The organism is Mesorhizobium sp. C399B, assembly GCF_030323185.1.
In the GTDB taxonomy this organism is placed as follows: Bacteria; Pseudomonadota; Alphaproteobacteria; order Rhizobiales; family Rhizobiaceae; genus Mesorhizobium.
The window spans coordinates 584,608-611,410 of the sequence record NZ_CP100472.1; the positions used below are offsets into that span (position 1 = coordinate 584,608).

The following is a 26,803-nucleotide window of genomic DNA, read 5'->3' on the forward strand; positions in this document are numbered from 1 at the left end:
AGCATGGCAGAAACGACACTGACGCATACCGGCCAAACGGAGACGCGGCCCGCAGGCTGGCAAGGCATCGCCGCCGACTGGTCCTCGGATCAGCGCGCGTTCAAGAACGTGTCCTGGGGCAAGGCCATGATGTGGATCTTCCTGCTCAGCGACACCTTCATCTTCGGCTGCTTCCTGCTCTCCTACATGACCGCGCGCGTCTCCACACGTGTGCCGTGGCCCAATCCGAGCGAGGTCTTTGCGCTTCGCATCGGCGGTTCGGACATTCCACTGATCCTGATTGCCATCATGACCTTCGTGCTGATATCGAGCAGCGGAACGATGGCCATGGCGGTCAATTTCGGCTATCGCCGCGACCGCCGCAAAACCGCAATCCTCATGCTTCTGACGGCAGCGCTAGGAGCCACCTTCGTCGGCATGCAAGCCTTCGAATGGACCAAGTTGATCACCGAAGGGGTACGGCCGTGGGGCAATCCCTGGGGCGCGGCACAATTCGGCTCGACTTTCTTCATGATCACCGGCTTCCACGGCACGCATGTGACGATCGGGGTGATCTTCCTCATCATCGTGGCGCGAAAGGTCTGGCGTGGAGACTACGACGTCGGTCGTCCCGGCTTCTTCACCAGCCGCAGGGGTCGCTACGAGAACGTCGAAATCATGGGGCTCTACTGGCATTTCGTCGACCTGGTCTGGGTGTTCATTTTCGCATTCTTCTATCTTTGGTGAGAGGCTGACATGGCTGAAGCAACCGCAAACGGCCTAGGGCAACACGCGCTGCACTCTGATCATGCGCATGAAGGGCCATCGACCGGCGTCGCGGAGGTTCATCAGGAACATCCGATCAAGCTCTATCTGGTGGTCTGGGCATGGCTGTTCATCCTCAGCGCCTGCTCCTACATGGTCGATTATCTCGGCATCCACGGCTATCTCAGATGGTCTCTGATCCTGATCTTCATGATCCTCAAGGCCGGGCTGATCGTCGCCGTGTTCATGCACATGGCCTGGGAGCGGCTGGCCCTGACCTATGCGATCATCCTGCCGCCGCTTCTGATATTGGTGTTCGTGGCGATGATGCTCTTCGAAGCGGACTACACGCTTCTCACCCGGTTGTCCTTCTTCGGACCGGGGCCCTGACGCACAGCTTCATCTCCGGTCAAAGACCGGAGATGAAGCTTCCCATCAGCTGATCTGCAGGGTCAGAGGCCGACCCGCGTCGGGGACGATGGCGGCTCCACAACCTTGCGGTAGACATGCCAGGTGGCGTGACCCAGGATCGGCAGCACGACCGCCAGCCCGGCAAACACCGGCAGCGAGCCTATGATCAGGGCGACGGCGACAATCAGTCCCCAGACAGCCATGGGGATCGGGTTCGCCAGCACCGCTCGCACCGATGTGTGGATGGCTTCGTAGGCGCCGACGTCGCGGTCGAGCAGCAATGGGAAGGCGACAACCGTCGTGCACAACACCACCGCGGCGAAGACGAAGCCGATGGCGTGCCCCAGGACAATCAGAGACCAGCCGCGTCCGGTGGCAAATATTTCATTGATGAAGCCCGAAATCGATACAGGCGGAGCCGGGCCGAAGAGATATTCGTAGAACACCTGCGCCGCCAAAAGCCAGGCGATGAAGATTGCAACCAGCATGATCCCGACTGCGGCGATGGCTGGCAGGGCCGGAGAATTCCTGACCTCGAAAGCGTGCGTCCAGGAGGTGTCGAGCCCGGCTTCTCGTCTGCGGCTGATCTCATAGAGGCCGATCGCCGCGAATGGGCCTATCAGCGCAAAGCCGGACACCAGCGGAAACAACATCGGCAACGCATTGGCGCCCGAAGTCCAGGCAGCGAGCACCACGCCGACAAGCGGATAGACCAGGCAGAGAAAGACGATGTGCGACGGTTTGACCATAAAATCGTCAACACCGCGCTTGAGCGCATCGAAAAGATCGGAAACACTGATTTTTCGGATTTTGGTGTGTTCCAGCGTTTCGCTGGCGCCTGCAATCACGTGAAAACTTGTCATGCCCGTTCCTCCAGACCAGGTCCGGCAAGGTCGCGGTTTCACGGTGCTGCCGTTCTGCATGACTGGCCACGCGAACCGCGACCTGCACCGCAATCAATATACTCCATTGACTGGAGCTTGTCGCCCGTTCTTACAAAAGGCTCCCGGAAGGCGAGGTTTCCGAACACAGCGTCATGCCGTCACCCTCCGGCTGACATGAACGCGCGCATCGCGATGGTATCGGCAAGCAGCACCGCAAAGATCGCGAAAAGATAGAAGATCGAATAGGCAAACAGCGCCTTGGCCGGTTTCATCTCCTTGTCGAGGATGACCAGGACGTTCCAGGCATGCCAGATGAAACCCGCGCCCAACGCAGCCGAAACAATCCCATAGACCCCGCTCGTAAATCCGAACGCCCAGGGCAGCACTCCGATCGGTGCCAGGAGCAGTGAATAGGCGAAGATCTGCCTTCTGGTCGAGGCCTGGCCGGCCACGTTCGGCATCATCGGGATGCCGGCAGCGGCATAGTCGCCGGCCTTGAACAGTGCGAGCGCCCAGAAATGCGGCGGCGTCCACAGGAAAATGATCAGGAACAGGATGAGGCTTTCAATGCCGATGGCGCCGGTGGCCGCCGCCCAGCCGATCATCGGAGGAAGGGCACCCGCCGCGCCGCCGATGACGATGTTCTGCGGTGTCGAGCGCTTCAGCCACATCGTATAGATGACGACGTAGAAAAAGATGGTGAATGCCAGCAGTGACGCGGCAAGCCAGCCCACCAGCACGCCGAGCGTCATGACCGAAAGTGCGGAAAGCACCAGGCCGAAGCCGAGGGCTTCGCCGGCCGTGACGCGGCCCGACGGAACCGGCCGCTTTGACGTGCGCGACATCAGCGCGTCGATGTCGGCGTCGTACCACATGTTGAGCGCGCCGGCCGCTCCCGCTCCAACCGCAATCGCACCTATGGCGATCACGGCGATGACCGGGTTCATCGCGCCGGGCGCCACCATCAGACCGACGAAGGCGGTAAACACGGCAAGGGCCATGACCCGAGGCTTCAAGAGCGCAAAGAAATCACTGGCCGTCGCTTCCGAGAGGCGGACGCCGGTATCCTTGAGGCTTTCCTTGACCGACATTTGAGACGACCATCGATGGAAACCGGGCAGCCTAGAGCAATTCCAGGAAAGTGTATGGGGTTTTCCGCCCGGAATTGCGTAAGAACAAAGAGATCGAGCGGATCGCCGTTTCCGTGAAACGGTGAAACGCTCTGGCCGGCCGAAGAGCCAGGTTACGGGGAAAATTGCTTCAGATAGGCGATGACGTTGGCGACGTCCTCGTCCTTCTTGAGGCCGGGAAACGCCATCTTCGTCCCTTTGACCATTGCCTTGGGGTCGTGAAGATACGTCGTCAGTGTCGGCTCATCCCATTTGACGCCGGATGTGCCGGCCGCGATCATGGCTTCGGAATATTTAAAATCCGGATGCGTACCGGCCGTCCGGCCGATAACGCCATGCAACGAAGGGCCTATCTTGTTGGTGTCTTGGTCTGCGACGTGGCAGACCTTGCATTTGGTGAAGACCTTCTCGCCCGCCGCGGCGTCCTGTGCCCGCGATGGATTGGCGATGAAAGTTGCAACGGAAACGACGGCGAAAAACGCAACCAAGCGCATGGCATTCCTCCCTGATCGTCAAATTTTCCTCAGACGGTCTGCACATGCCGGTAGCACCAGCATGCGCCCTGCACGGCAGAATAGATTCTCCGCTCCTCCCCAGATGGAATTGCGCCACCTGTGTACCACAGAATCTGGCCGGTAGGTAGAACAGGTCGACCGTACAAAGGTTCAGGTGGGCTGCGGTGGCTCAAGGCACATCCGCCACAACGAAAAAGGCCGCCTCGAGGGCGGCCTTTTCTGATCTTGTCGTCAGACGCTTATTCGGCGTCCTTGGCGGCCTTCTTCTTCGGGGCTGCCTTCTTCTTCGGCTCTTCCGCGTCGTCGGCCTTTTCAGCCTTGTCGGCCTTCTTGGCAGCGGCCTTCTTCGCCGGCTTGGCCTTGGCGGTATCGCCCTCTTCGTCGTCAGCCATCAGCTCTTCCTTGCTGACCTTGACGTCGGTGACCGAGATCTGGCTGAGCAGATGGTCGACGACCTTCTCCTCGAACATCGGCGCGCGCAGCGTGTTCAGGGCTTCCGGATTGCTGCGATAGAACTCGAAGGCTTCCTGCTGCTGGTTGGCCGGGTAGCGGCGCACCTGCTCGAACAGGCCGCGCTGCAGTTCCTCGTCGGAAACGGTGACGCCGGCCTTCTCGCCGATCTCGGCCAAAACCAGGCCGAGACGCACGCGGCGCTCGGCAAGCCGCAGATATTCGGCGCGTGCCTCTTCTTCCGTCGTCTCCTCGTCGGCGAAGGTACGGCCGGCGGCTTCGAGATCGCGGTTGACCTGGGTCCAGATGTTGTTGAACTCGGCATCGACGAGCTTCGACGGCGCCTCGAACGAATAGGCCGCGTCAAGCTGGTCGAGCAGCTGGCGCTTGACCTTCTGGCGGGTCATCGAACCGAACTGGTTCTCGATCTGGCCGCGCACCACGTCGCGCAGGCGCTCCAGCGATTCCAGGCCGAGGTTCTTGGCCATCTCGTCGTTGATTTCCAGCGCGCCGGGCTTGGACACTTCCTTGACGGTGACGTCGAAGGTGGCTTCCTTGCCGGCCAGATGCGCTGCCTGGTAGTTTTCCGGGAAAGTGACCGTGACCTGCTTCTCGTCGCCGGCCTTGGCGCCGATCAGCTGGTCCTCGAAGCCCGGGATGAATTCCTTGGAACCCAGAACCAGCGGCTGGTCGGTGCCGGCGCCGCCGGAAAAGGCCTCGCCGTCGATCTTCCCGAGATAGTCGATCAAAACGCGGTCGCCTTCGGCGGCCTTGCCGGTCTTCGGCTCGAAGCTGCGCGCCGATTCGGCAACGCGCTGGACCTGCTCGTCGATCTCGCTGTCCGGCACTTCGAATACCTGGCGCGTCACCTTGATGTCGGAGAAATCCTTGATCTCGATCGCCGGGATGACCTCGTAGTTGAGGCGGAATTCGAAGTCGGCGCCGCCGGCCAGGATCTTCTCGGCCTCTTTCTCATCTTCCGTCATGATCACTTCAGGTTGCATGGCGGCCTTTTCGCCGCGCCCCGTGATGATCGAACGGGTCGAATCGTTGAGGATCTCATTGACCACTTCGGCCATGAACGACTTGCCGTAGACCTTGCGCAAATGCTGCACAGGCACCTTGCCGGGACGGAAGCCGTTGATGCGGACCTTGTTCCTGGCGTCGGACAGCCGCGCCATCAGCTTGGCTTCCATATCACCGGCCGGCACGGTGATCTTGATCTCGCGCTTGAGACCGGAGTTGAGCGTTTCGGTGACCTGCATCGTAAAACCTTTATCTTCACCAAAGAGGCTGCCACGGCGTCTTGCCGTTCACAGCCTGCCGGTACAATCTTGCCGGGAATGGCTTTTGGTACGGAACCTGGCGATTTGACCGAAATTACGGCTCAAATTGTTCCAAACTGCGTTCCAAGATGTGAATAAGTTCTTGTTTTTCCTACTTCTTATCACATTCTGCAGAAGCGGATCGGCGCGTCCCGTCACATTTGACACGCCTTTTGTCACAGGCGAGGCCAATTTTCAACCATCTTCGCGTTGCAGCGAATGACCGCCCCAACGGCAGACATTTTCGCCCCGACATTGACAGAATGATGGCTACATGGGATTGCCGACAAATGCGGATGTGGCGGAACTGGTAGACGCCCTGGATTTAGGTTCCAGTGCCGAAAGGCGTGGGGGTTCGAGTCCCTTCATCCGCACCACCCTTCGCTCTATCGAGCTTCGGGTGGCAGGCCACCCAGGAGCTTGATAAAGCGAAGGGTGTCCTCCGAAGCCGTGGCGTAGGAGGACTGGCGGCGACGGCCTACACTTCAAACACTTGACCGGTAAACCACTCCGCCAATTTCGCCAGCTCCGGCCCCAGCACCCGGTCGGCGTCGACCGGCGGCACGATCTTCCTGATATCCGCGACAAAATCCTGCAATGCCGGCGGCGCGGCGCGTTCAGTCACGTACAGGGCCTGCGAGGCGATCATCGCCAGCATCGCCATTGCCGCATCGAGGCAGCGGCCGGCCGTCGCTTCCTTGGTCCAGGCGAAGAATGCGGTGGTGGCGACGTCGTCCTGGCCGGCGCCGGCCGATTCGGTGCCCGGAATGAAGGTGCGCTGCGCCGCGAGTTTGGCCTGTTCGAGATAGCCGGTGATCGCCATCGGCACATAGCCGACATTGCCGTGCCCGTCGCTGTCGGCCCAATGCCGCCCGGTCATCAACAGGTCGGGCAGCAGCGACACCTTGCCGTTCAGCAGCTTTGAGGCGTGGCGGTCGCAGAGCAGGCAGAGATCGGCCCAGATCGCCGCCAGATCGTCGAGCGCCGGCGTCGCCATGGCATTGTGATAGCCGCCGGTCGAGATGCAGCGCCCCAGCGGGTGCGCCGCGTCGGGCGGGATATAGACCGGATTGTCCGAGATCGAGGCCAGCGATACGGTCGCCGCCTGCTCGGCGCCGGCCAGCGCCCGATGCGCATGGCCGAGCACACGCGGCACGATCCGGTAGCTGACCGGCGCCTGATAATTGCGCCGTCCATCCCCTGCGCCGACCAGAAACTGCCGCAACCCTTGCAAGGCGGCCGCTTCGTGTTCGTCGCCCCAGAGCCCGTCGAGCGCTGCATCATAATGCTCGAGCGGCGCACGAAACGCTTCGATCGACAGCGCGAACACCTTGTGCGCCATGGCGAGGCGACGACGCGCGGCAAGTGCTGCGTCCGCCACCAGTGCCGCCGCGCAGGGCGAGCCGTTGATCAGCGAACCGCGCTCCTTCACCTCAAGCTCAAGGCTGGCGGTAAGCGCAGCAAACAGCGGATAGAGCGCCAGGATCTCGCCGGCGCCACCCTGCCCTTGCGACGGCACCACCGGCATCGGGCCGCCGTCGAGCATCGCCGCGACCGCCCGTGCGATGCGCGGCGTGGTCGCGGCATTGCCTTCGATAAAGTTGGTCAGCCGCGCCAACACGATCGCCCTTACGACGCGCTCAGGCAATGGCTCACCGAACGATGTGGCGGCAGCAAAAGCCTTGATGCGCGCATGGCGGTCGCGCTCGTCAAGTTCGAGCTTGCGGCTTGCCAGCTCGCCCATCGCGGTGGTGACGCCGTAGATGACCGGCGGCGGATCGGACTCAATGAGTTTCAGGAACGACGCGCGGCATTCGGCAATGCGTTGCAAGGCCTTGTCGCCGATTTCGACCGTGTCGTTTCTCCAGGCGACGCGCAAAACGGCATCGAGATTGATATCTTCGCGCGTCGTCACCGTAATCGGCATTGTCTTCGCCCGTCTGGTTTGCATGAGGGCGAAGCGATCGATCGTTGCCGAAATCCATGCCCTGGGTAATGTCTTCTAGTAGAGCGGTTCCTCAAACAATGTCTTGTCGCCGTCCATCAGCGCCTTGATCTGTGCCTGGCCACTGGCGGCGAGCGCGATGCGCACGCCGAATGGCCGCACCCGCATGTCGTTCTGGATCGCCATGCCCTGGCCCTCAGGTAGGTAGAAGCGGTCGATGCCGTATTGCGGTGCGATCGTGGATTCAGGATCAAGCGTCCAGCCCGGCGCGACCTGGCCGACAATATCGGCTTCGTCGGCGGTCGCCGGCGTCGGAGCCTTGCCGAACCAGGCCGTGGTCGCATGCCAATAGCCGTCGGCACCCGGCTTCAGCCGGACCACGATCGGCGTGTTCTCGCTCACGAGCTGGCCGGCCGGGATGTTGGCGATCAGCTTCACCGGCAAGCGCGATATTTCATAGCCGAGGATAATATAGTCGCCGCGCAGCAGATCGCGCGGATCGACCGGCTCGACTTTCAGCAAGACCTCCTTGCCGTTGCGCAGGATCGCCGCGCGGCCGGCGATGATCCAGCTCAGGAAGCCGATCTGGACGAGCGCCAGGACCAGCGCCGAGATGACAAGTTTCTTTCCCGACATCATGCTGCCGCTCCTTCCGGGGCCTTCATGCGTTTTTCCACCCGGATGATGACGAGAGCCAGGGTGCCGAAAAGCACCGCGGCAGCCAGGAAGAAGCCGGCCGTGCCGAGCATCGTCTGCAAGGTCACGACGTAGATAATGGCAAGTTCGAAGGCAAAGCCGGCATAGGCAACCCAGCGCAGCCCCCTGCTCTCGCGCCCGCCCAGCATGATCGCCGCGGCAATGCCGGCCAGTGCGATGACCGACGCAATGGCAAAGCCGTTGCTGAAGGCGTTGTCATCGCCCAGTTCGATCTGCATCATCGCCAGCCCGGTGAGAAAGCCGATCAAGGCGTGCAAAGGCAGCCGCCCGCCGAGCTGCAAGGTCCGGTCGGCCGGCCCGGCGGCGAAGATCGAAACCGCAAACAGCAGCGCCGACACCACGACGAGAGGAATAGCCAGGGCGAGCGTGTTCTGGTCCAGGCCGCGCACCGCGATATAGAAAATGACCGAGAGAATGATCAGGTGGCGTGCCGGCTGGCTGCGCGTCCACAACGAGACGACAAAAAGCACCGGCGCCATGATAACGAAGAAATCCGGAAATACGGGGCGGTCATAAAAGTCGAATGCGCGCACGAACAGCCAGGCAACGGATATGCCGACGGCAGCGACCGTCAGCGGGTTCGAGCGCAACGCCACCGCGGCAAATGCCGTGCCGATGCCCCAGGTGACGATGGCCGAGGCTTCGTCACCCGTGAGATGGTACATCTGGCCGATCAGCGCGATCGATCCGCCGAAGGCCGCGGCGGCCACGATCCACAGCGCCTCGCCGATCGCCGCATGGTCGCGCATCTTCAACACCGCGCCGCCGACATAGCCGGCGAGAATGACGGCAAACAGTGCCGCAACCCGCACCAGCCGCGGGATGGCGTCCCAGTTGGCGGCGACGAAGAGCAGGATCGCGGCGCCGAACAGCAGCGCCGCCATCATGGCCAATATAGTGCCGAAGCTCAGCGATTTGCGCTCGTTTGAGTCGATGTCGCGCTTAAGCGCATCGGCCGTCTTCGCGTCGATCAGGCCAGCCTGCAGCCACCGCCCGATATCGGCCCTCGCCCGCGACGAATAGCTCGCCATGCCGCTTCTCCCCCAGATTGGTCTTTCTGACAGCCGATCCGCTCAAATCGTTGACGCAACGTCATTTTCCGATTCGGGTTTCTTCATGACGAAGCGTGAATGCGCGTTAATGTTGCATTGCACAATTTGCATTGCTGCCATGCGCCAACAGCACTTTTAAATCGATATAACCCAGCCTATTTACTGTTCGTACACAAACGGAATGATCCGAAGAAAGACGAAACGAGCACTACCATGAACCTGATCCGCAACTACCGCAACTGGCGCCGCTACCGGGACACCGTCTCCGAGCTGAGCCGCCTGTCGAACCGTGAACTGACCGACCTCGGCATCAGCCGCAGCGACATCCACTACGTCGCCCGCAAGGCGGTCTAATCCTCTTCGGATCGCAAATGGTCCGAACCAGTTTTGAAAAAGAGAACGACAATGAACCTGATCCGCAACTATCGTAACTGGCGCGTTTACCGCGACACCGTTACCGAGCTGGGTCGCCTTTCGAACCGTCAGCTCCATGATCTCGGCATCGTCCGCGACGAGATCAAGATCATCGCCCGCAGGGCGACGATCTAACCAGAATTTCGCCAGGGTCGACCTCCTCCCCGACCCTGACGGATACGGTCAGCCTTCACCTCCTCCCGAGGGTTGACCACCAAAACGGCGCCCGCCGCACCTCCTCCCGCGGCGGGCGCTGTTTCCAAAGCGAACGCAGTTCGTCTTTCCGAAGCGAACGCTAGTTCGTCTTCAAAGTGAACGCAGTTCGTCTTCCAGGGATTTCGCCTCCCTCGATCCGGCGAAAAGAATTTCGTCAAAGCCGACCTCCTCCCCGGCGATGGCGAATACGGCCGATCCCCACCTCCTCCCGAGGATCGGCCCCAAAAACGACACCCGCCGCACCTCCTCCCGCGGCGGGTGTTGTTGTTTTTGGGCAGGCTTTTCAATTGCGCATGCAGTCGATCGAGGCGCTTTACGCCGCCATCAGACCGTCGCTGCGGACATAAGAAAGTCGAGCTCCGTCGTTGCACGACAATGACCCACGCTCGCACCGGCCAATTGCAAACGGCGCGCCAAGCGATTATTCCGGCGCTCATGAGCAAAAATCCTATCCACATCGTCGGCGGCGGCCTCGCCGGCTCCGAAGCCGCATGGCAGGCAGCACAAGCCGGCGTTCCCGTCATTTTGCATGAGATGCGCCCGGTGCGCGGCACCGATGCGCACAAGACCGATGGGCTGGCCGAACTCGTCTGTTCCAATTCCTTCCGCTCCGACGATGCCGAGAACAATGCCGTCGGCCTGCTGCATGCCGAAATGCGACTGGCCGGCTCGCTGATCATGAGCGCCGGCGACGCCAACCAGGTGCCGGCCGGCGGCGCGCTGGCCGTCGATCGCGACGGCTTCTCCGACGCGGTGACGAAAAGGCTCGAAGCGCACCCGCTGATCACCATCGAGCGCGAGGAAGTGCCGGGCCTGCCGCCACCGGAATGGGACCAGGCGATCATCGCCACCGGCCCGCTGACCGCACCTTCGCTCGCCCAGTCGATCGCCGAGGCGACCGGCGCCGACGCACTGGCCTTCTTCGACGCGATTGCCCCGATCATCCATTTCGACACGATCGACATGGACACCTGCTGGTTCCAGTCGCGCTACGACAAGGTTGGGCCCGGCGGCACCGGCAAGGATTACATCAATTGCCCGATGGACAAGGACCAGTATCTCGCCTTCGTACAGGCGCTGGTCGACGGCCACAAGACCGAATTCAAGCAGTGGGAAGGCACGCCCTATTTCGACGGCTGCCTGCCGATCGAGATCATGGCCGAGCGCGGTGTCGAGACGCTTCGCTACGGACCGATGAAGCCGATGGGGCTGACCAATGAGCACAACCCGACGGTCAAAGCCTATGCCGTGGTGCAACTGCGTCAGGACAATGCGCTGGGCACGCTCTACAACATGGTCGGTTTCCAGACCAAGCTGAAGCATGCCGAGCAGGTGCGCGTGTTCCGCACCATTCCGGGCCTGGAAAACGCCGACTTCGCGCGCCTCGGCGGCCTGCACCGCAACACCTACATCAACTCGCCGACCTTGCTCGACGCTTCCCTGCAGCTGAAGTCGCGGCCCGGCCTGCGCTTTGCCGGCCAGATCACCGGCTGCGAGGGCTATGTCGAGAGCGCGGCGATCGGCCTGCTCGCCGGCCGCTTCGCCGCCGCCGAGCGTCTCGGCCACGCGCCGTCGCTGCCGCCGCTCACCACCGCCTTCGGCGCCCTGCTCAACCACATCACCGGCGGCCACATCGTCTCCGACGACGAGCCGGGCAAACGCTCGTTCCAGCCGATGAACGTCAATTTCGGCCTTTTCCCGCCGGTGGAAGCACCGAAGACCGAAGGCAAACGCCTGCGCGGCAAGGACAAGACGGTGGCCAAGCGCCACGCGATCACCTCACGCGCGCGGGCAGATTGTCGGGAGTGGCTAGGGCTGCCGGCGCAAACAGCGGAAGCTGCTGAATAGCCAAGTCTCAGAGTCCTAACGCGATTGACGTCTACGTTAACTCGCTGTCCATCCCCGCGTTGCGCGCCTGAGCAACAGCCAATGCCGACGCAGAGCCGAAAGCCGGGCTGCGCCGCCAAGCGGCGAGCGACGACCACTCGCCATCTTGCCGAGATAGGCGCTGGTCAGCGCCAGCGGCAGGAACGCCGGACGCAGCGTTTGCGGAAGTGCGGACGCCCCTTGCTCGAAAGCGCGGAGATGCTCCTGCGCCAATGCAATCATCGCAGCCACCGCGCGCTGAGCGCCGGGGCCGCCGTCGCCGCCGACGAACTCTTCCGGCGATGAGCCTACCGCGGCAAGGATATCCGCCGGCACGAAGCATTGCCCGCGCCGGCGATGCAGCGGCAACAGCAGCAACAGGCCGGTCATCGCCTGGGCGCAGCCGGCCCTGCCCGCCAGTTCGGCAAAGGGCGGCGCCTCATTGGGATCGAGCACCATCGCCGCCAGCTGGATCAGCGCCGCCGCCGTCTCGCCGCAATATCCCTCGAGGTCGGTGCGCGACGGCATCGGATCGTCATAGAGGTCGAAGATGCGCGCCTCGAGCATGTTGTCGAAGGCAGTTTTGGGCAGGCCATGGGCAGAAATCGTCGCCTTCAGCGCATCGGCGAGCGGGTTGCCTGTGGCTGCGGCTTCAGCAGCGATGACATCGCGCCACCATTGCAGCCTCACTTCGCCCGGCAATGCCTCGTGGATGCGGTCTCGGACAGACGCAATCTCGGCATTGAAGGCGTAAAGCGAAAACAGCGCCGCGCGCTTGTCGGCCGGTGCATAGAGTGCGCTGACATAGCGGTCATGGTCGCCGGCGCGCACCGTCTCCATGACGATGTCAGCTGTATCGGTCACGTCAGTCGACGGCGATCAGCGCCGCGGCCACGGCGCGGTCTTCGGCAAGCAGAACATTGTAGGTCCGCACCGCTGCCCCCGTCGACATCGGGTCGGAGCCAATGCCAGCCGCTTTCAGCGCCGCCCGAAGTGCTGTCGGCAAGGGCCGCAAATCCTTGCCTGTGCCGACCAGCAGGATCTCGACCTTGCCGGCCTCGGCCAGCAGCAGGTCGAAATCCGCCGCCGTCAGGGCCAGCGGATCGGCCGGCTCCCAGCCGTGGATGCCGGAGGGCAGGCACAGAAGCGAGCCGCGATGCGACATGTCGGCGAAGCGGAAGCCGCCATTGCCGTAGGCTTCGATCGGCGCCCGTCCGGGGAAATGCGCCTCGCGAATGACGATGCCTTTTGCCACCAGCGCGGCCGTCAGGTCGCCATGGCCTTGCCGCCACCAACCGGCTTCTCCTCATCGGCGCTCGCTCCCTGCGGCCTGAGCCTGAACAGGATCAGCAAGGGCGCTGCGATGAAGATCGACGAATAGGTGCCGAAGACGACGCCGAACAGCATCGCCATGGTGAACGAGCGGATCACCTCGCCGCCGAACAACACCAGCGCCAGCAGCGCCAGGATGGTCGTCACCGAAGTCAGCGTCGTTCTCGAAAGCGTCTCGTTGATGGCGTTGTTCAACAATTGCGGGAGCGGCATTCGCTTGTATTTTCGCAAATCTTCTCGAACACGGTCATAGACGACGATCGTGTCATTGAGCGAATAGCCGATAATGGTCAGGATCGCAGCCAGCGAAGACTGGTTGAATTCGAGCCCGGTGATGACGAAGAAGCCCAGCGTCATCACCACATCGTGCACCGTCGCCACGATCGCGCCGACCGCGAACTGCCATTCGAAGCGGAACCAGACATAGACCAGGATGCCGATCAGCGCGATGATCATGGCGATCGTGCCTTGCTTGGCCAGCTCGCCCGAAACCGTCGGGCCCACCACCTCGACGCGGCGGAAATCGTAATTGTCCTGCAGCTCGCCGCGCACCTTGTCGATGACGGTCTGCTCGGCGTTCTCACCGCCATCCTGGGTGCCAACGCGGATCAGCACGTCATTCGGCGCGCCGAATTGCTGGACCTGCACTTCACCGATATTGAGCTCCGACAGCCGGCTTCTGATATCGCCAATATCGGCGTCGCCTTGCTTGGACTGCACCTCGATGATCGAGCCGCCCTTGAAGTCGATGCCGTAGTTGATGTCGATGGTCAGGAATCCGATAACCGACGCGATCGACAGCAGGCTGGACAGTGCGAACGTCCAGCGGCGGATGCCCATGAACGGGATTTTCGTGCCGGCCGGAACGAAGGTCACCGGCGCACGCGGCAATTCCTTCGGACGCGCACGGCGCAGCCAGATCGACACCAGCAGACGGGTGAAGGTGAAGGCGGTGAACACCGTGGTCAAAATGCCGATGGCATAGGTGATGGCGAAGCCCTTGACCGGTCCGGTGCCGAGATAGAACAGCACGACCGTGGCAATCAGCGACGTCACGTTGGAATCCACGATGGTCGCCAACGCCTTGGTGAAGCCTGTGTCGATCGACTGGATGACCGAACGGCCGGCCCGTCGCTCCTCGCGGATACGCTCATAGATCAGCACGTTGGAATCGACCGCCATGCCGATGGTCAGCACGATACCGGCAATGCCGGGCAAGGTCAGTGTCGCGCCAAGCAGCGACAAGACCCCGACGATCATCGCCACGTGCACGGCGAGCGCAATGTTGGCGAGGAAGCCGAGAAGTCCGTAGGCGACGAACATGAAGGCGACGACGAGAATGGAGCCGATGATGCCGGCGACCTTGCCGGCATGGATCGAATCCTGGCCGAGGCCCGGGCCGACGGTGCGTTCTTCGATCACGGTCAGCTTTGCCGGCAGCGCGCCGGCGCGCAGCAGCACGGCGAGGTCGTTGGCGCTTTCGGCGGTGAAATTGCCTGAGATCTGGCCGCTGCCGCCGAGGATCGGTTCGCGGATCACCGGCGCCGAAATCACCTGATTGTCGAGGATGATGGCGAACGGCTTGCCGACATTCTGCTGCGTCGCCTGGCCGAATCGTGTCGCACCGCGCGAGTTGAAGACGAACGAAACCACCGGCTCGTTGTTTCGGGAATCATAGGTTGCCGTCGCCTTGGCAAGATCTTCACCGGACACGATGACGCGATTTTCCACCAGATACGGAACCGGCGGATCGTCCTGCGAATAAAGCACCGAGGAGCCTGCCGGCGGGCGGCCGTTCAGCGCATCCTGCACCGACATCGAGGTATCGACCATCTGGAAGGTCATCTTGGCGGTCTGGCCGATGATCTCCTTCAGCCTTTGCGGATCCTGCAGGCCCGGCACCTGGACGAGCACACGGTCGTCGCCCTGCCGCTGCACGATCGGCTCGGTGGTGCCGAGTTCGTTGACGCGACGCTCGACGACTTCGATCGACTGCGCCAATGCGGCTGAGGTGCGGTATTTGATGCCGGCGTCGGTGACGGTGAATTTGAGCAGCCCGGCTTCGGAATCATCCAGGGACATTTCCTGGATGGAGCCACCGGTGAACAGGCCGGCGGCGACCGGATCGGTCAGCGGCTTAAGCGCCGTCTTAGCGGCATCGATCTGGGTTGGATCGGTGATGCGCACCTGCACGGTCCTGCCGGTGCCGCCAAGGCCGGTATAGCCCACCTTGGCATCGCGCAGCAGCGTGCGGATCTCGTCGCGCGTCGTTTCCAGCTGCGCCTTGACGAGATCATTCTGGTCCATCTGCAAGAGGATGTGCGAACCGCCCTGCAGATCGAGACCAAGCGTCATCTGCCGCTTCGGCACCCAGTTGGGCAATTGCGCCAATGTGCTGGCCGGGAAGAGATTTGGCGCGGCAAGGATGAATGTGACGGCCACGGCGATCCAGATCAGGATCATCTTCAGGCGCGAAAAATACAGCATATGGCGTTGTCCGTCAGGGCGTACTGGCGGATCGTTCCGCCGACAATTCGGTTATTTCTTGGCGTTCTTATTTGCCACCGGCTCGCCCTTAACCCGCACTTCGCCGATTGTCGAGCGCGCTGAGGTCAATTTGGCGCTGCCGCCGGCAGCGGTTTCGGCGTCAATCGCCTCTGTCGGTTCCATTCTAATTCTGATCACCGCCGGGCGCTATCGTGCGCTACTCGACTATTTTCAATTGTGCAGGCATCGGTCCGGAACGCAAAAGCAAGGCCAGATCATCGGCGTTCTCCTTTGTAAGGTTGCCCGATATCTGGCCGCGGCCGTTAAGAATTGGCTCGCGGACGACTGGCACCGAAAGCACTTGGTTGTCGAGGATCATCGCAAATAGCTTGCCGACATTCTGCGAGGTCGCCTGCGCAACGCGTGCCGTTGCCCTGGAATCGAAGGTGAACGAAACCGCCGGCTCATTTGTGACGGAGTTGGGAGTCGCCTGAGCATTGACAATGTCGTCACTGGAAACGATCGTTCGGCTCTCAACCAGATAGGGAACCGGTGGATCGTCCTTCGAATAAACCACCACCGAGCCAGCGGGCGTCCGGCCATTGATCGCATCAGCGACCGGCATCGACTCATCAACCCACTGAAAAGTCAGCATTCCGGTTCGGGTGAGAATTCTCCTCAGCCTTTGCAAATCCGCAACGCCCGAGGTCCGGACCAGCATACCGTCTTCGCCCTCTGGCCGCACTACTGGGTCGGCTACACCAAGATCACGCAGGCGATTCTTAATGACCACGATCGACTGCGCAAGCGCGATCGACATCCGATACTTGATACCTGTGTCTGTTACCGTGAACTTGAGCAACGCTGCTCCGGTATCATCCAGGATCACTTCCTGGACCGGACCAGCGCTGCCAAGGACAGGATCAGTCACCGCCTCCAATGCCATCTTGGCCGCGCCGACCTGAGCGGCGTCGGTGATATGCACCTGAACGGCCCGACCCGACTTAGCAAGACCAGTATAGCCGATCCTTGCATCGCGCAGCAGCGTCCTGATTTCGTCACGCGTCGCCTCCAACCGGCGATCGATCACATCGGTCGCGTCCAATCGAAGCAGCACGTCCGCGCCGGCAGCGTGAAGACTGGGCGCGTCGACGAGCATTGTGGCCATAGCAAGCCAGATCAGGATCATTTTCAGGCGCGAAAAATGGACCATACGCCGTCTTTTGTCAGAGCTCTGCCCGCGGATCGCTCCGCTTGGGAAACTGGCTTACTTCTTGGCGTTCTGGTTGGCCACCGGCTCGCCCTTGACCCGAACATCGGCGATCGTCGAGCGCAGCGCCGTCACCTTGGTGCCGCCGCCAAGGTCGATCTCAAGCTCATTGTCGTCGATCACCTTGGTCACCTTGCCGACGAAGCCGCCGCCGGTGATGACCGTGTCGCCACGGCGCACGGCCGAGATCATCTCCTGGCGCTTCTTCAACTGGGCGCGCTGCGGCCGGATGATGAGGAAATACATGATCACGAAGATCAGAACGAACGGGAGTATCATGCCGATATCCCCGAACGGACCAAGCGGAGTTCCGGTAGCTTGGGCGTATGCCGGTGTGACGAACATCAAGAACTCCTGGTTACGAAGAAGGCCGTAGGGCGGCCTCGCCAAATTTGGCCGGAATATAGTGGGTAAAGTTACCAATGCAACTGCGCGGCCGGGCTTTCAGCTGCTTTTCCGGCCGGTTGACCCGTGTTAGAGCATGCTCCCGGAATACGGGCGTGGTTTTCGCAAAAGATCATGCCCAAACAAAAGCTTGGAACCAGTTTCTATCTCGCCCGGATCAAGACGATTTCGGCCCCTACGCACGTTCGTGCGGAAACATAAAAGACGAGACATGACCGACAGCACCATCGAGGCCCTGAACCAAAAGCTCGACCGCCTGATCGAGGCGGTCACCCGCCTCGCCCCGCCGCCGGTGCCGCAAACCGATCTTGCGGTTGCCGATTGCTTCGTCTGGCAGGCCGACCCCGGCTATCTCGAGCCGGTGCGCAAGGTCAACCGCGTCGACATCGGCCTGATCCGCGGCGTCGACCGCGTGCGCGACATTCTGGTCGAAAACACGGAACGCTTCGCCGCCGGCCATGCCGCCAACAATGTGTTGTTGTGGGGTGCGCGCGGCATGGGCAAATCCTCGCTGGTCAAGGCCGTGCATGCGCAGATCAACGCCCAGGCCAAATCCGACCTGCCGCTCAAGCTGATCGAGATCCATCGCGAGGATATCGACACGCTGCCCAGGCTGATGGGCCTGCTGAAGGCGGCGCCGTTTCGCTTCATCCTGTTTTGCGACGACCTCTCCTTCGACCATGACGACACCTCCTACAAGTCGCTGAAGGCAGCCCTTGAAGGCGGCGTCGAGGGCCGCCCGGCCAATGTCATCTTCTACGCCACGTCGAACCGCCGGCACCTGTTGCCGCGCGACATGATCGACAATGAGCGCTCGACCGCCATCAACCCGTCCGAGGCGGTCGAGGAAAAGGTTTCGCTGTCCGACCGTTTCGGCCTGTGGCTCGGCTTCCACAAATGTTCGCAGGACGAATATCTCGACATGGTCAACAGCTATGCCAGCCATCACGGGCTCACTATCGACCCGGAGCAGCTGCGCGCCGAGGCGCTGGAATGGGCAACGACGCGCGGCAGCCGCTCGGGCCGCGTCGCCTGGCAGTTCACCCAGGATCTGGCCGGCCGGCTCGGCAAGCCGCTGAACGACTGATTGATTTCAAAAAGCCCGCCCCTTGCGGAGCGGGCTGAGCCGGCGGGCCGGACTGGAGGTCAGACGGCCTGCAAAACGTTTATTGTTCTATTCGAGATAGCCAGAGGGGTCGACCGGGGCCGAGTTCTTGCGCACTTCGAAGTGCAGTTTCGGCGAGTCGGTGGTCCCGCTCATGCCCGACAGCGCGATTTCCTGGCCGCGCTTGACCTTCTGGCCGCGCTGCACCTCGATCGACCTGGCGTGACCATAGACGGTGACCAGCCCGTTTTCGTGGCGCACCAGAACCGTATTGCCGAATTCCTTGAGGCCGTCGCCGGCATAGATGACCACGCCGTTTTCGGCCGCCTTGACCGGCGTCCCCTCAGGCACGGCGATGTCGACACCATCCTTGCCGCCACCAAAATTGGAGATGACGCGGCCACGCACCGGCCAACGCATCTTGCCGATGCCGGTGGCATCGGGCGCAACAGCATCGTCGTCCTCGGCCTGCTGGATAACCTTGGCGTCCTTCTTCGGCGGCGTGTAGGTGGCGAGTGTCTCCGTCGGCTTTGCCGCCGGTTGGGTGGTCGCGGTCGTCACCGGATCAACTTTGGCCGGCTTGGCGCTGGCGACCGTTGCGGTGCCACCTGCCGGAACCTTCAGCGTCTGGCCGATCTTGAGCAGGCCGTCCTGCATGCCGTTCGCCTGCTTCAGCACCACGACGCCAACGCCGGTCTTCCTGGCGATGGAGGACATGGTGTCGCCTGACTGGACCGTGTAGGTGCCCGCGCCGGCCTTTGGCGCGGCCGAGGCCGTCTGCGCCGGCTTGTCGGTCTTCGGCTTGTTCGCTGCCGAAGCGTCAACCTGCGCGGCGGACTTGCCGTCCTTGAGTTTCGGCTGCTGCGGCAGCACGGCGACCTTTTCCGGCGCCGGCGCCTTGGGGCTGTTTGCCGGCTTGCCGTCGGCAAGTTTCGGCTCTGTCCCCTTGCTTGAATAGGCATAGGCCGGGATGACCAGTTTCTGACCGGTCTTCAGCCCCTTGGTGGCGCTCAAGCCGTTGACCTTCATGATCACGTCGGCGGGCACATGATAGCGATGAGCGATGCCGGAAATGGTCTCGCCGTCGCTGACCACGATCTCGGTCGCATGCGGCGTACCAGCCGCAACTGGTTTCGGATCGGAGTCACCGGCATTCTTGAACGGCCTCGCCGGCTGGACGGTGCCGGTAGTCGTTCTGTCGACATGCGGTGCCGGTGCAAGCGCCGGCGCGGAAGCGGTACGCATCGGAGCAGCTTTGGGCGCGCTCGGCGGCGGCAGCTGCTGGACGGTGACCGGCTCCAGGCTGGAGCGGCTGACCGACTGGTTATGGCTGCCATCGACAGGTGCCGCAGCGATCGGCTCGGCCGCCACATCGCCCGGATAGGGCTGAGCGGTGCTCTGCTTGTCGATGATGGCGCGCTGATTGTTGGTCGAGGAGGTGAAGACGTCGTCGACACCATTGAACCGCGAGACTTGGGAGCTACACCCCGCCGCCACTCCGGCTAGCATGAGGACAGCGCAGCCCCGCGACAGAGTACGCCCGTTTGCCTTCAAAACACTGAATTGCATCGCACTAACCCGCAGACCCGGTACACACTGGTCATGATTAAAGCGCGTTAATGTTACTGGCGGGTTAACCCCATAGAATCGGACGCAAATTTTCTTAAAACATTTTGTAAGGCGCCTTCACCAACGTCGTCATCCCTGGGCGAAGCAGGCGCGAAGCGCCGTCGCGGAGACCCTGGGATCCATTCCGTGACATTGGCCGAAGAATGCAGCAGAGCAGAATTCTGCGCCGTAGCTACGCCTTGATGGCGCGGCATGGATCCTCGGGTCTGCGCTGCGTCGCTACGCTCCTTGCTTCGCCCGTGGATGACGAAACGATCGGCTTCGGCTTACCTTCGAAGCGCGTGACAGGCAGAATTCAGATAACCGCCGCGACGCTGCGCAGGATCGGCTGCAGGCGCACGGTGCCGATATCCTCGCGCTCGAAGCGGCTGCCGACCTTGGTCAGCTTGGCCAGCACCTGCTCGCCCTCCTCCGGCCCGATCGGGGCAATGACGATGCCGCCGCTCGACAATTGGTCGAGCAGGAAGCGCGGCAGGCTGTCGAAAGCCGCCCAGGCTACGATGCGGTCGAACGGCGCTTCATTGGCAAGCCCGTTGGAACCGTCGGCCTGGCGCACGATGACATTGCCGATGCCGAGCGCCTCGAAGCGTTGCCTGGCCTGCTCGGCCAGCGTTTTGTAGCGGTCGACGCTGACGATGCGCGCCGCGAGCCGCGACATCACCGCTGCCGTGTAGCCCGAGCCGGTGCCGATCTCCAGCACCCGGTTGCCGGGCTCTATTGCCAGGGCCGCAATCACCGCCGCCTGCAGATCGGCGCCCTCGATCGCCTCGCCGCATTCGATCGGCAGCATGCCGTCCGACCAGGCGATGGAATGGAACTGGCCGTTGAGGAAGCCGCGCCGCGGCGTCGCCTCGAAGGCTGCGATCAGCGCCTTCGGCACCGCGCCTTGGCCGCGCAGGCGCAGCAGGAAAGCGGCAAAACCCTCGCGATCGTCGAGCGGCAAGTTCATGCCAGAACCTTCTTCATGCGAACACCTTATTCAGACAGCGCCTTGGTCAGTTGGTCACGGATTTCATGCGCGGTGAGGTCAAGCTGCAGCGGCGTCACAGACACGAGCCGGTTGCGCAGAGCATGGAGATCGGTGCCCTGCTTGCCCTCGACCGGCTCGCGGCCGAAGCGCAGCCAGTAATAAGGCAGGCCGCGCCCGTCGCGGCGCTCGTCGACCCAAAGGCTGTGCACCAGCTTGCCCTGCGACGTCACGACGGTGCCGGCAACCTCGTCAGGGAGGCAGTTGGGAAAGTTGACGTTGAGCAGCACGCCGTCCGGCAGCGGCATGGCGACGAGCTTTTTCAGCAACGCCGGCGCCAGCGCCTCGGTGGTCTCATAGGGAACGACGCGGTCCTCGCCGACATAGGAATAACCCTGGCTGAGTGCGATCGAGCGGATGCCGAGCAGCGCGCCTTCCATGGCGCCGGCGACGGTGCCGGAATAGGTGACGTCGTCAGCGATGTTGGCGCCGGAATTGACACCGGACAGGATCAGGTCCGGCGCGCCAGGCAGGATCTTCTTGACGCCCATGATGACGCAGTCGGTCGGCGTGCCGCGCACGGCGTAGTGTTTCTCGCCGATCTTGCGCAGCCGGAGCGGCTCCGAGATCGACAGCGAGTGCGCGTAGCCGGACTGGTCCTGCTCCGGCGCCACGACCCAGACATCGTCCGACAGCGTGCGGGCGATGCGTTCGAGCGACGCCAGGCCCTCGGCATGAATGCCGTCATCATTGGTCAGAAGGATGCGCATTACTTCGATTCGATCTTCGCCAGACCGCCCATATAAGGCCGCAGCACTTCAGGAATGGTTACGCTGCCATCCTCATTCTGGTAGTTTTCGATGACGGCAATCAGCGCACGGCCGACAGCGGTGCCCGAACCGTTCAGCGTGTGCACAAAGCGGTTGCCGTTGCCGTCCCTGTCCTTGTAGCGGGCATCCATGCGCCTGGCCTGGAAGTCGCCGCACACTGAACAGGACGAGATCTCGCGATAGGCGTTCTGTCCAGGCAGCCAGACCTCGATGTCGTAGGTCTTGCGCGCGCCAAACCCCATGTCGCCCGTGCACAGGACCATGGTGCGGAACGGCAGCTCCAGTCGCTTCAGCACCTCTTCGGCGCACTGCGTCATCCGCTCGTGCTCGGCGAGCGAAGACTCCTGGTCGGTGACCGAGACCAGCTCGACCTTGTAGAACTGGTGCTGGCGCAACATGCCGCGCGTGTCGCGGCCGGCGGAGCCCGCTTCCGAGCGGAAGCACGGCGTCAGCGCCGTATAGCGCAGCGGCAGCTTTTCATGGGCCGTGATTTCTTCGCGCACCAGGTTGGTGAGCGGGACCTCGGCGGTTGGAATCAACCCGAGCCGGCCATCGCCATGCTGCACGAAGAACAGGTCGTCCTCGAATTTCGGCAGCTGGTTGGTCCCGAAAAGCACTTCGTCGCGCACCATCAGTGGCGGGATGACTTCTTCATAGCCATGCTCGGTCGTGTGCAGATCGAGCATGAACTGGCCGATGGCGCGCTCCATCCGCGCCAGCCCGCTCTTCAGCACGGTGAAGCGTGATCCCGACAGCTTTGCCGCCCGCTCGAAATCCATCATGCCGAGCGCTTCGCCGATCTCGAAATGCTCCTTCACCCAGTTCGGCCGAGTCGGCACCTCGCCGACGATATGCTTGACGACATTGTCGTGCTCGTCCTTGCCGACCGGCACGTCGTCGAGCGGCACATTCGGCAGCACCGCCAGCGCATCGTTCAGCGTCTTGTCGAGCTCGCGCTCGCGCGCCTCGCCATTCTGGATGAAGGTCTTGATATCGCCGACTTCGGCCTTGAGCTTTTCGGCAAGTGCCGTGTCGCCCGAACGCATGGCGTTGCCGATCTCCTTCGAGGCGGCGTTGCGGCGTTCCTGCTTGGTCTGCAGCTCGGTGACGTGCTCGCGCCGCGCTTCGTCCTTCTTGATCAGCTCATCGACCGTGGACTGCGCCTCGTCAGCCGACCACGAGCGCTTGGCCAGCGCCTCGACAAGGGCCTTCGGGTTGTCGCGAATCCATTTGATATCAAGCATGGTTGGTTCGTCCTCAGAATAAGGCTGAGGGGGTAAACCGCATCCTTCATCGATGCAAGATGAGGGTCAGCGGCTGTCGCGTTTTTCCGCTAACGCGGATACCCGAACGCGACAGCCTATGAACGAGCCTGCTTTGAGGACGCGTCCGCCGCCTTTTCGGCCACGGCTTCGGCGGCTTCCTGCTTCTCGCGCGCCAGCTTCTGCTTGACCTGATCGCGCTCGATCAGCCGGGCCGCCCAGATCGACACCTCGTAGAGCAGGATGGTCGGGATGGCCAAACCGATCTGGCTCATCGGATCAGGCGGCGTCAGCACCGCCGCGACGACGAAGGCGATGACGATCGCCCATTTGCGCTTCTCGGCCAGCGCCTTCGACGACAGCATGCCGACGCGCGTCATCAGGCTGGTCACCACCGGCAGCTGGAACACCAGGCCGAAGGAGAAGATCAGCGTCATGATCAGGCTGAGATATTCCGACACTTTCGGCAGCAGCGAAATCTGCACCTGGTCGTCGGTGCCGGCCTGCTGCATGGCGAGGAAGAACCACATCACCATCGGCGTGAAGAAGAAATAGACCAGCGACGCTCCCATCAGGAACAGGATCGGCGATGCGATAAGGAACGGCAGGAACGCGTTGCGTTCGTTCTTGTAGAGGCCTGGCGCGATGAATTTGTAGATCTGCGTGGCGATCAGCGGAAAGGCGATGACCATGCCGCCGAACATGGCGAGCTTGACCTGGGTGAAGAAGAATTCCTGCGGCGCCGTATAGATCAGCTCGACCTTGTGCGGATCGAGCCCGGCCCACTGCGTGGCCCACTTGAACGGAACGACCAAAAGATTGAACAGCTTCTTGGCAAAGAAGAAGCAGACGAGGAAGGCGACGAAGAAACCGCCGATCGACCAGATCAGCCGCCGGCGCAGTTCGATCAGATGCTCCATCAGCGGAGCCGACGACTTCTCGATCTCGTCCTTTTCGCTGTCCGTAATGCTCACTTGGCGGCCCCCGCCGTCTTCTTGGACGCGGGCTTCGTGGCCGGCGCAGGCTTCGGCTCAGCCTTTGCGACTGCCTTCGGTGCAGCAGCGGGCTTGGTGGCGGCTTTTCCAGGCGCAGCCTTGGCGGGCGCCGCTGACGGCTTGGCCGCAACCTTCGCCGCAGGCGCCGGCTTTGCCGGTGCTGCCTTGGCTGCCGCTGTTTTGGTTGCCGGGGCCTTTGATATCGCAGCCCCCTTGGCGCGCGCGTTTCGTGGCGCTGCTGTTGCTGCAGCCGGTGTCACCACCGCCTCGTCGGTCATCGCCGGAAGGATCAGCGCCGCCGGCGCTGTTTCCGGTCCGTTGACACCCGGCATCACCGTCGCGCCGTTCTTGAGCGGCTCGGCCGCCTGTGGTGTTTCTGCCGCGGGCGTTGCGGGATCGACGGCGGGCTTCGGCTTCATCACCGCATCGACGCCGGAGCGAACCTCTGCTGCCGCCTGTTCGAACGGATTGAGCTGCTTGCGGATCTCGGCCGCCGGATTGAGGCCGCGCAGCGTATCGACCGACTTCTTGACGTCGTCGAGCTCGGCTTCCTTCAGCGCCTCGTTGAACTGCTTCTGGAAGTCGGAGGCCATGGCACGCAGCTTCGCCGTCGTGCGGCCGAAGGTGCGCAGCATATTGGGCAAATCCTTGGGTCCGACGACCACGATCATGACGATCGCGATCACCAGCATTTCGGTCCAGCCGACTTCAAACATGGCAATCAGTTCCGACTAGTGCTTGTCGCCCAAAAGTGCGAAGCGGTTTGGGGCAACGACTTGCAAAAGCAACAAACCTTCGGCTCAGCTCTTGCTGGCCTTTTCCTTCACTGCCGAAACGGTCTCGTCCGGGCGGTGCTCGACGGTGCGCTTGTCTTCGGCGGTATCGTCGTCGGCCATGCCCTTCTTGAAGCTCTTGATGCCCTTGGCCATGTCGCCCATCAGCTCGGGTATCTTGCCGCGGCCGAACACCAGCAGCACGATCACCAGCACGATCATCCAGTGCCAAATCGAAAATGAACCCATTGTAACTCTCTCTCGAATGTTTTCCCTGGCGATGATCTATGCGTTTTCGCGTTGGGATTCAAACACAACAGCGACAAAGTTTATGAAGGCGCGGCTTATGTCACGCATTTTCGGCAAAGCTGCCCGCTACCAATCGGCGCATCTACCGCAGCAATGCAGCTTTTTGACAGCCGCTTGCGGTCAATCTTCCGTGACGCGCGGCGTCAGCAGGCCGAGTTCCTCGAGATCGATGTCGGTCAACGCATCCTCGTCCTCGGTCAGCGCGTCCGGATCGGCCGGCGGCAACGGGATGGCGAAATTCGACGGCATTCGGCCGGAAAGCAGCCCTGCCCCCTTCAGTTCGTCCATGCCGGGAAGATCGCGGATATCCTCCAGTGCGAAATGGTCGAGGAAAGTGTCTGTCGTGCCGTAGGTGACGGGACGGCCGGGCGTGCGGCGGCGGCCGCGCATGCGCACCCATTCCGTTTCGAGCAGCGTATCCAGCGTGCCCTTCGAGGTCTCGACGCCTCTGATGTCCTCGATCTCGGCGCGCGTCACCGGCTGGTGGTAGGCGATGATCGCCAGCACTTCGAGCGCCGCGCGCGACAGCTTGCGCTGCTGCACCGTGTCGCGGCTCATCAGGAAGGCGAGATCGCCGGCGGTACGGAAAGCCCAGGCATCGCCGACCCGGACCAGATTGACGCCGCGCCGCGCATAGATCTGCTGCAGCTCAGCCATGGCAGCGGCTATGCTGATGCCGTCGGGCAATCTGGCTGCGAGCTGCTTTTCGCTGACCGGCTCGGCGCTGGCGAACACAATCGCCTCGGCCATGCGTATGGCTTCGGCCATATGCAGCCGTTCGCCAGGATTCAGAAGCAGGGTATCAGTCGGATCCTGGGCGATAATGCCCTCCTCGGTCTCTTCTTCGACCTTGAACGGAATGACCGAAGCGTTGGCGCGTTCGCTCATGATGCCACCTCGACTGCCTTGATTGGTTGCGCGCGGCCGCGCAGATAGAGCGGCGCGAACACCTGGTCCTGTCGCATCTCGATGCTGCCTTCGCGCACCAGTTCCAGCGACGCCGCAAACGAGCTGGCAATCGCGGTACGCCGTTCGTCCGGGCTGGTCAGGTAATTGATCAGATAGCTGTCCAGCGCCGTCCAGTCGCGCAGCGAGCCGATCAGCCGGGTCAGGATATCGCGCGCATCCTTGAGCGACCACACGCCACGCCGGGCAATTGTCACATTGGTGATCGCCTGTTTCTGGCGCTGCTGCGCATAGGCGGTGAGCAAATCGTAGAGCGAGGCCGAATAGGCGTTACGCTTCTCGACGATGACCATCTCAGGCATGCCGCGTGCAAACACGTCGCGGCCGAGCCGGTTGCGGTTGACCAGCCTTGCCGAGGCGTCGCGCATGGCCTCCAGACGCTTCAGCCGGAACTGCAGCACCGCGGCCAGTTCCTCGCCGCTTTCGCCTTCCTCGCCGGGCTGCTTGGGGATGAGGAGCTTCGACTTGAGGAAGGCCAGCCACGCCGCCATCACCAGGTAGTCGGCGGCAAGCTCAAGCCTCAGCGCCCTCGCCGTCTCGACGAAGGTCAGATATTGCTCGACCAGCGCCAAGATGGAAATCCGCGACAGATCGACCTTTTGGTTGCGGGCGAGATGCAGCAAGAGGTCGAGCGGACCTTCGAACCCGGCGACGTCGACGACCAGCGACGGGTCGCCGGTGACCCGTGAATCGTCGTTCTCGGCCCACAGACGGTCCATCGGTGCGGCCTTCGCAGCCTTGCTGTCCAATGTCTCCGCCACTTGTTCCTTTACCTCTGGTTAGAGCATAATGCCGAAAAGTGTG

The 26,803-nt window shown here is 62.3% G+C and carries 27 protein-coding genes and 1 tRNA gene; 7 read left to right on the top strand and 21 right to left on the bottom strand.

Going from position 1 to position 26,803, the window contains the following annotated elements; all coding sequences use genetic code 11:
* The first annotated feature begins 3 nt into the window (after positions 1-3).
* Both NLY36_RS02895 and NLY36_RS02900 read left to right on the top strand, forming a co-directional pair.
* Complete coding sequence (locus tag NLY36_RS02895) at positions 4-726, top strand: heme-copper oxidase subunit III family protein (RefSeq protein WP_023667664.1); 723 nt, start codon at positions 4-6, stop codon at positions 724-726.
* Between the two features lie 9 nt (positions 727-735).
* Positions 736-1,134, top strand: a complete 399-nt coding sequence (locus NLY36_RS02900; RefSeq protein WP_023667665.1) for a cytochrome C oxidase subunit IV family protein — start codon at positions 736-738, stop codon at positions 1,132-1,134.
* A 62-nt stretch (positions 1,135-1,196) separates the two neighbouring features.
* Here the strand turns inward: NLY36_RS02900 and NLY36_RS02905 are convergent, their stop codons facing one another.
* The 4 genes from NLY36_RS02905 to tig form a co-directional block, all read right to left on the bottom strand.
* Entirely contained in the window at positions 1,197-2,018 is an 822-nt protein-coding gene (locus NLY36_RS02905; protein ID WP_023735293.1) for a DUF2189 domain-containing protein, read from the bottom strand.
* Positions 2,019-2,197: 179 nt separating this feature from the next.
* Positions 2,198-3,130 carry a heme o synthase gene (locus tag NLY36_RS02910; RefSeq protein ID WP_023695472.1) on the bottom strand — a complete coding sequence of 311 codons (933 nt, stop codon included), beginning with the start codon at positions 3,128-3,130 and terminating at the stop codon, positions 2,198-2,200.
* A 152-nt stretch (positions 3,131-3,282) separates the two neighbouring features.
* Positions 3,283-3,663 (bottom strand): c-type cytochrome, encoded by a 381-nt coding sequence (locus tag NLY36_RS02915; RefSeq protein ID WP_023667668.1) that lies wholly within the window; start codon positions 3,661-3,663, stop codon positions 3,283-3,285.
* 260 nt (positions 3,664-3,923) lie between these two features.
* Entirely contained in the window at positions 3,924-5,399 is a 1,476-nt protein-coding gene (gene tig / locus NLY36_RS02920) for a trigger factor (RefSeq protein WP_023697608.1), read from the bottom strand.
* Between the two features lie 352 nt (positions 5,400-5,751).
* On the opposite strand from tig, the gene NLY36_RS02925 reads away from it, so the two are divergent.
* Positions 5,752-5,836: transfer RNA gene (locus NLY36_RS02925), tRNA-Leu, on the top strand.
* 101 nt (positions 5,837-5,937) lie between these two features.
* On the opposite strand, the gene NLY36_RS02930 is transcribed toward NLY36_RS02925, so the two are convergent.
* The 3 genes from NLY36_RS02930 to NLY36_RS02940 all read right to left on the bottom strand — a co-directional run bounded on the left by NLY36_RS02930 (position 5,938) and on the right by NLY36_RS02940 (position 9,152).
* Entirely contained in the window at positions 5,938-7,386 is a 1,449-nt protein-coding gene (locus NLY36_RS02930; protein ID WP_023710679.1) for an aromatic amino acid lyase, read from the bottom strand.
* Between the two features lie 75 nt (positions 7,387-7,461).
* Positions 7,462-8,043 (bottom strand): GDYXXLXY domain-containing protein, encoded by a 582-nt coding sequence (locus NLY36_RS02935; protein WP_023697610.1) that lies wholly within the window; start codon positions 8,041-8,043, stop codon positions 7,462-7,464.
* The gene (locus NLY36_RS02940; protein ID WP_023735292.1) at positions 8,040-9,152 is read right to left on the bottom strand and encodes a DUF2157 domain-containing protein; all 1,113 of its coding nucleotides are present in this window, start codon (positions 9,150-9,152) and stop codon (positions 8,040-8,042) included. Before NLY36_RS02940 ends, NLY36_RS02935 begins: the two co-directional genes overlap by 4 nt.
* Before the next feature lie 234 nt (positions 9,153-9,386).
* Here NLY36_RS02940 and NLY36_RS02945 point away from each other — a divergent pair, with 234 nt between their 5' ends.
* The 3 genes from NLY36_RS02945 (at position 9,387) to trmFO (ending at position 11,651) form a co-directional block, all read left to right on the top strand.
* Positions 9,387-9,527: a DUF1127 domain-containing protein gene (locus NLY36_RS02945; RefSeq protein ID WP_006335194.1), complete on the top strand. Its 141-nt coding sequence runs from the start codon at positions 9,387-9,389 to the stop codon at positions 9,525-9,527.
* Between the two features lie 51 nt (positions 9,528-9,578).
* Complete coding sequence (locus NLY36_RS02950; protein WP_023667673.1) at positions 9,579-9,722, top strand: DUF1127 domain-containing protein; 144 nt, start codon at positions 9,579-9,581, stop codon at positions 9,720-9,722.
* A 516-nt stretch (positions 9,723-10,238) separates the two neighbouring features.
* Positions 10,239-11,651: a methylenetetrahydrofolate--tRNA-(uracil(54)-C(5))-methyltransferase (FADH(2)-oxidizing) TrmFO gene (gene trmFO / locus NLY36_RS02955; RefSeq protein ID WP_023710682.1), complete on the top strand. Its 1,413-nt coding sequence runs from the start codon at positions 10,239-10,241 to the stop codon at positions 11,649-11,651.
* A 36-nt stretch (positions 11,652-11,687) separates the two neighbouring features.
* On the opposite strand, the gene NLY36_RS02960 is transcribed toward trmFO, so the two are convergent.
* From NLY36_RS02960 to yajC, 5 genes are all read right to left on the bottom strand, one after another.
* Positions 11,688-12,509 carry a phytoene/squalene synthase family protein gene (locus NLY36_RS02960; protein WP_023735291.1) on the bottom strand — a complete coding sequence of 274 codons (822 nt, stop codon included), beginning with the start codon at positions 12,507-12,509 and terminating at the stop codon, positions 11,688-11,690.
* 25 nt (positions 12,510-12,534) lie between these two features.
* Positions 12,535-12,924 carry an Mth938-like domain-containing protein gene (locus NLY36_RS02965; RefSeq protein WP_023688226.1) on the bottom strand — a complete coding sequence of 130 codons (390 nt, stop codon included), beginning with the start codon at positions 12,922-12,924 and terminating at the stop codon, positions 12,535-12,537.
* Between the two features lie 11 nt (positions 12,925-12,935).
* Positions 12,936-15,488: a protein translocase subunit SecDF gene (gene secDF, locus NLY36_RS02970; protein WP_023729954.1), complete on the bottom strand. Its 2,553-nt coding sequence runs from the start codon at positions 15,486-15,488 to the stop codon at positions 12,936-12,938.
* Between the two features lie 217 nt (positions 15,489-15,705).
* Complete coding sequence (locus NLY36_RS02975; RefSeq protein WP_023688225.1) at positions 15,706-16,701, bottom strand: SecDF P1 head subdomain-containing protein; 996 nt, start codon at positions 16,699-16,701, stop codon at positions 15,706-15,708.
* A 54-nt stretch (positions 16,702-16,755) separates the two neighbouring features.
* Positions 16,756-17,103, bottom strand: coding sequence for a preprotein translocase subunit YajC (gene yajC, locus NLY36_RS02980; RefSeq protein WP_023667680.1), 348 nt, complete (start codon positions 17,101-17,103; stop codon positions 16,756-16,758).
* Positions 17,104-17,374: 271 nt separating this feature from the next.
* Between yajC and NLY36_RS02985 the strand changes: the two genes are divergently transcribed.
* A complete protein-coding gene (locus NLY36_RS02985) occupies positions 17,375-18,250 on the top strand; it encodes an ATP-binding protein (protein ID WP_023688224.1) in 876 nt (291 codons plus the stop codon).
* Between the two features lie 87 nt (positions 18,251-18,337).
* On the opposite strand, the gene NLY36_RS02990 is transcribed toward NLY36_RS02985, so the two are convergent.
* The 9 genes from NLY36_RS02990 to NLY36_RS03030 form a co-directional block, all read right to left on the bottom strand.
* Positions 18,338-19,837, bottom strand: coding sequence for a peptidoglycan DD-metalloendopeptidase family protein (locus NLY36_RS02990; protein WP_023688223.1), 1,500 nt, complete (start codon positions 19,835-19,837; stop codon positions 18,338-18,340).
* A 355-nt stretch (positions 19,838-20,192) separates the two neighbouring features.
* The gene (locus NLY36_RS02995; RefSeq protein WP_023667683.1) at positions 20,193-20,846 is read right to left on the bottom strand and encodes a protein-L-isoaspartate(D-aspartate) O-methyltransferase; all 654 of its coding nucleotides are present in this window, start codon (positions 20,844-20,846) and stop codon (positions 20,193-20,195) included.
* A 26-nt stretch (positions 20,847-20,872) separates the two neighbouring features.
* Positions 20,873-21,634 carry a 5'/3'-nucleotidase SurE gene (surE, locus tag NLY36_RS03000; RefSeq protein ID WP_023710683.1) on the bottom strand — a complete coding sequence of 254 codons (762 nt, stop codon included), beginning with the start codon at positions 21,632-21,634 and terminating at the stop codon, positions 20,873-20,875.
* The gene (serS, locus tag NLY36_RS03005) at positions 21,634-22,938 is read right to left on the bottom strand and encodes a serine--tRNA ligase (protein WP_023706002.1); all 1,305 of its coding nucleotides are present in this window, start codon (positions 22,936-22,938) and stop codon (positions 21,634-21,636) included. Before serS ends, surE begins: the two co-directional genes overlap by 1 nt.
* A gap of 116 nt (positions 22,939-23,054) precedes the next feature.
* Entirely contained in the window at positions 23,055-23,930 is an 876-nt protein-coding gene (tatC, locus tag NLY36_RS03010; protein WP_023667686.1) for a twin-arginine translocase subunit TatC, read from the bottom strand.
* Positions 23,927-24,667, bottom strand: coding sequence for a Sec-independent protein translocase protein TatB (tatB, locus tag NLY36_RS03015; RefSeq protein WP_023710684.1), 741 nt, complete (start codon positions 24,665-24,667; stop codon positions 23,927-23,929). The genes tatC and tatB overlap by 4 nt, the downstream gene beginning before the upstream one ends.
* Positions 24,668-24,751: 84 nt before the next feature.
* On the bottom strand, positions 24,752-24,973 hold the full coding sequence (locus NLY36_RS03020) for a twin-arginine translocase TatA/TatE family subunit (protein WP_023681650.1): 222 nt from the start codon (positions 24,971-24,973) through the stop codon (positions 24,752-24,754).
* 180 nt (positions 24,974-25,153) lie between these two features.
* Positions 25,154-25,921, bottom strand: coding sequence for an SMC-Scp complex subunit ScpB (gene scpB, locus NLY36_RS03025; protein ID WP_023735290.1), 768 nt, complete (start codon positions 25,919-25,921; stop codon positions 25,154-25,156).
* Positions 25,918-26,718: a segregation and condensation protein A gene (locus NLY36_RS03030; protein WP_023667690.1), complete on the bottom strand. Its 801-nt coding sequence runs from the start codon at positions 26,716-26,718 to the stop codon at positions 25,918-25,920. The genes scpB and NLY36_RS03030 overlap by 4 nt, the downstream gene beginning before the upstream one ends.
* Positions 26,719-26,803: the final 85 nt, after the last annotated feature.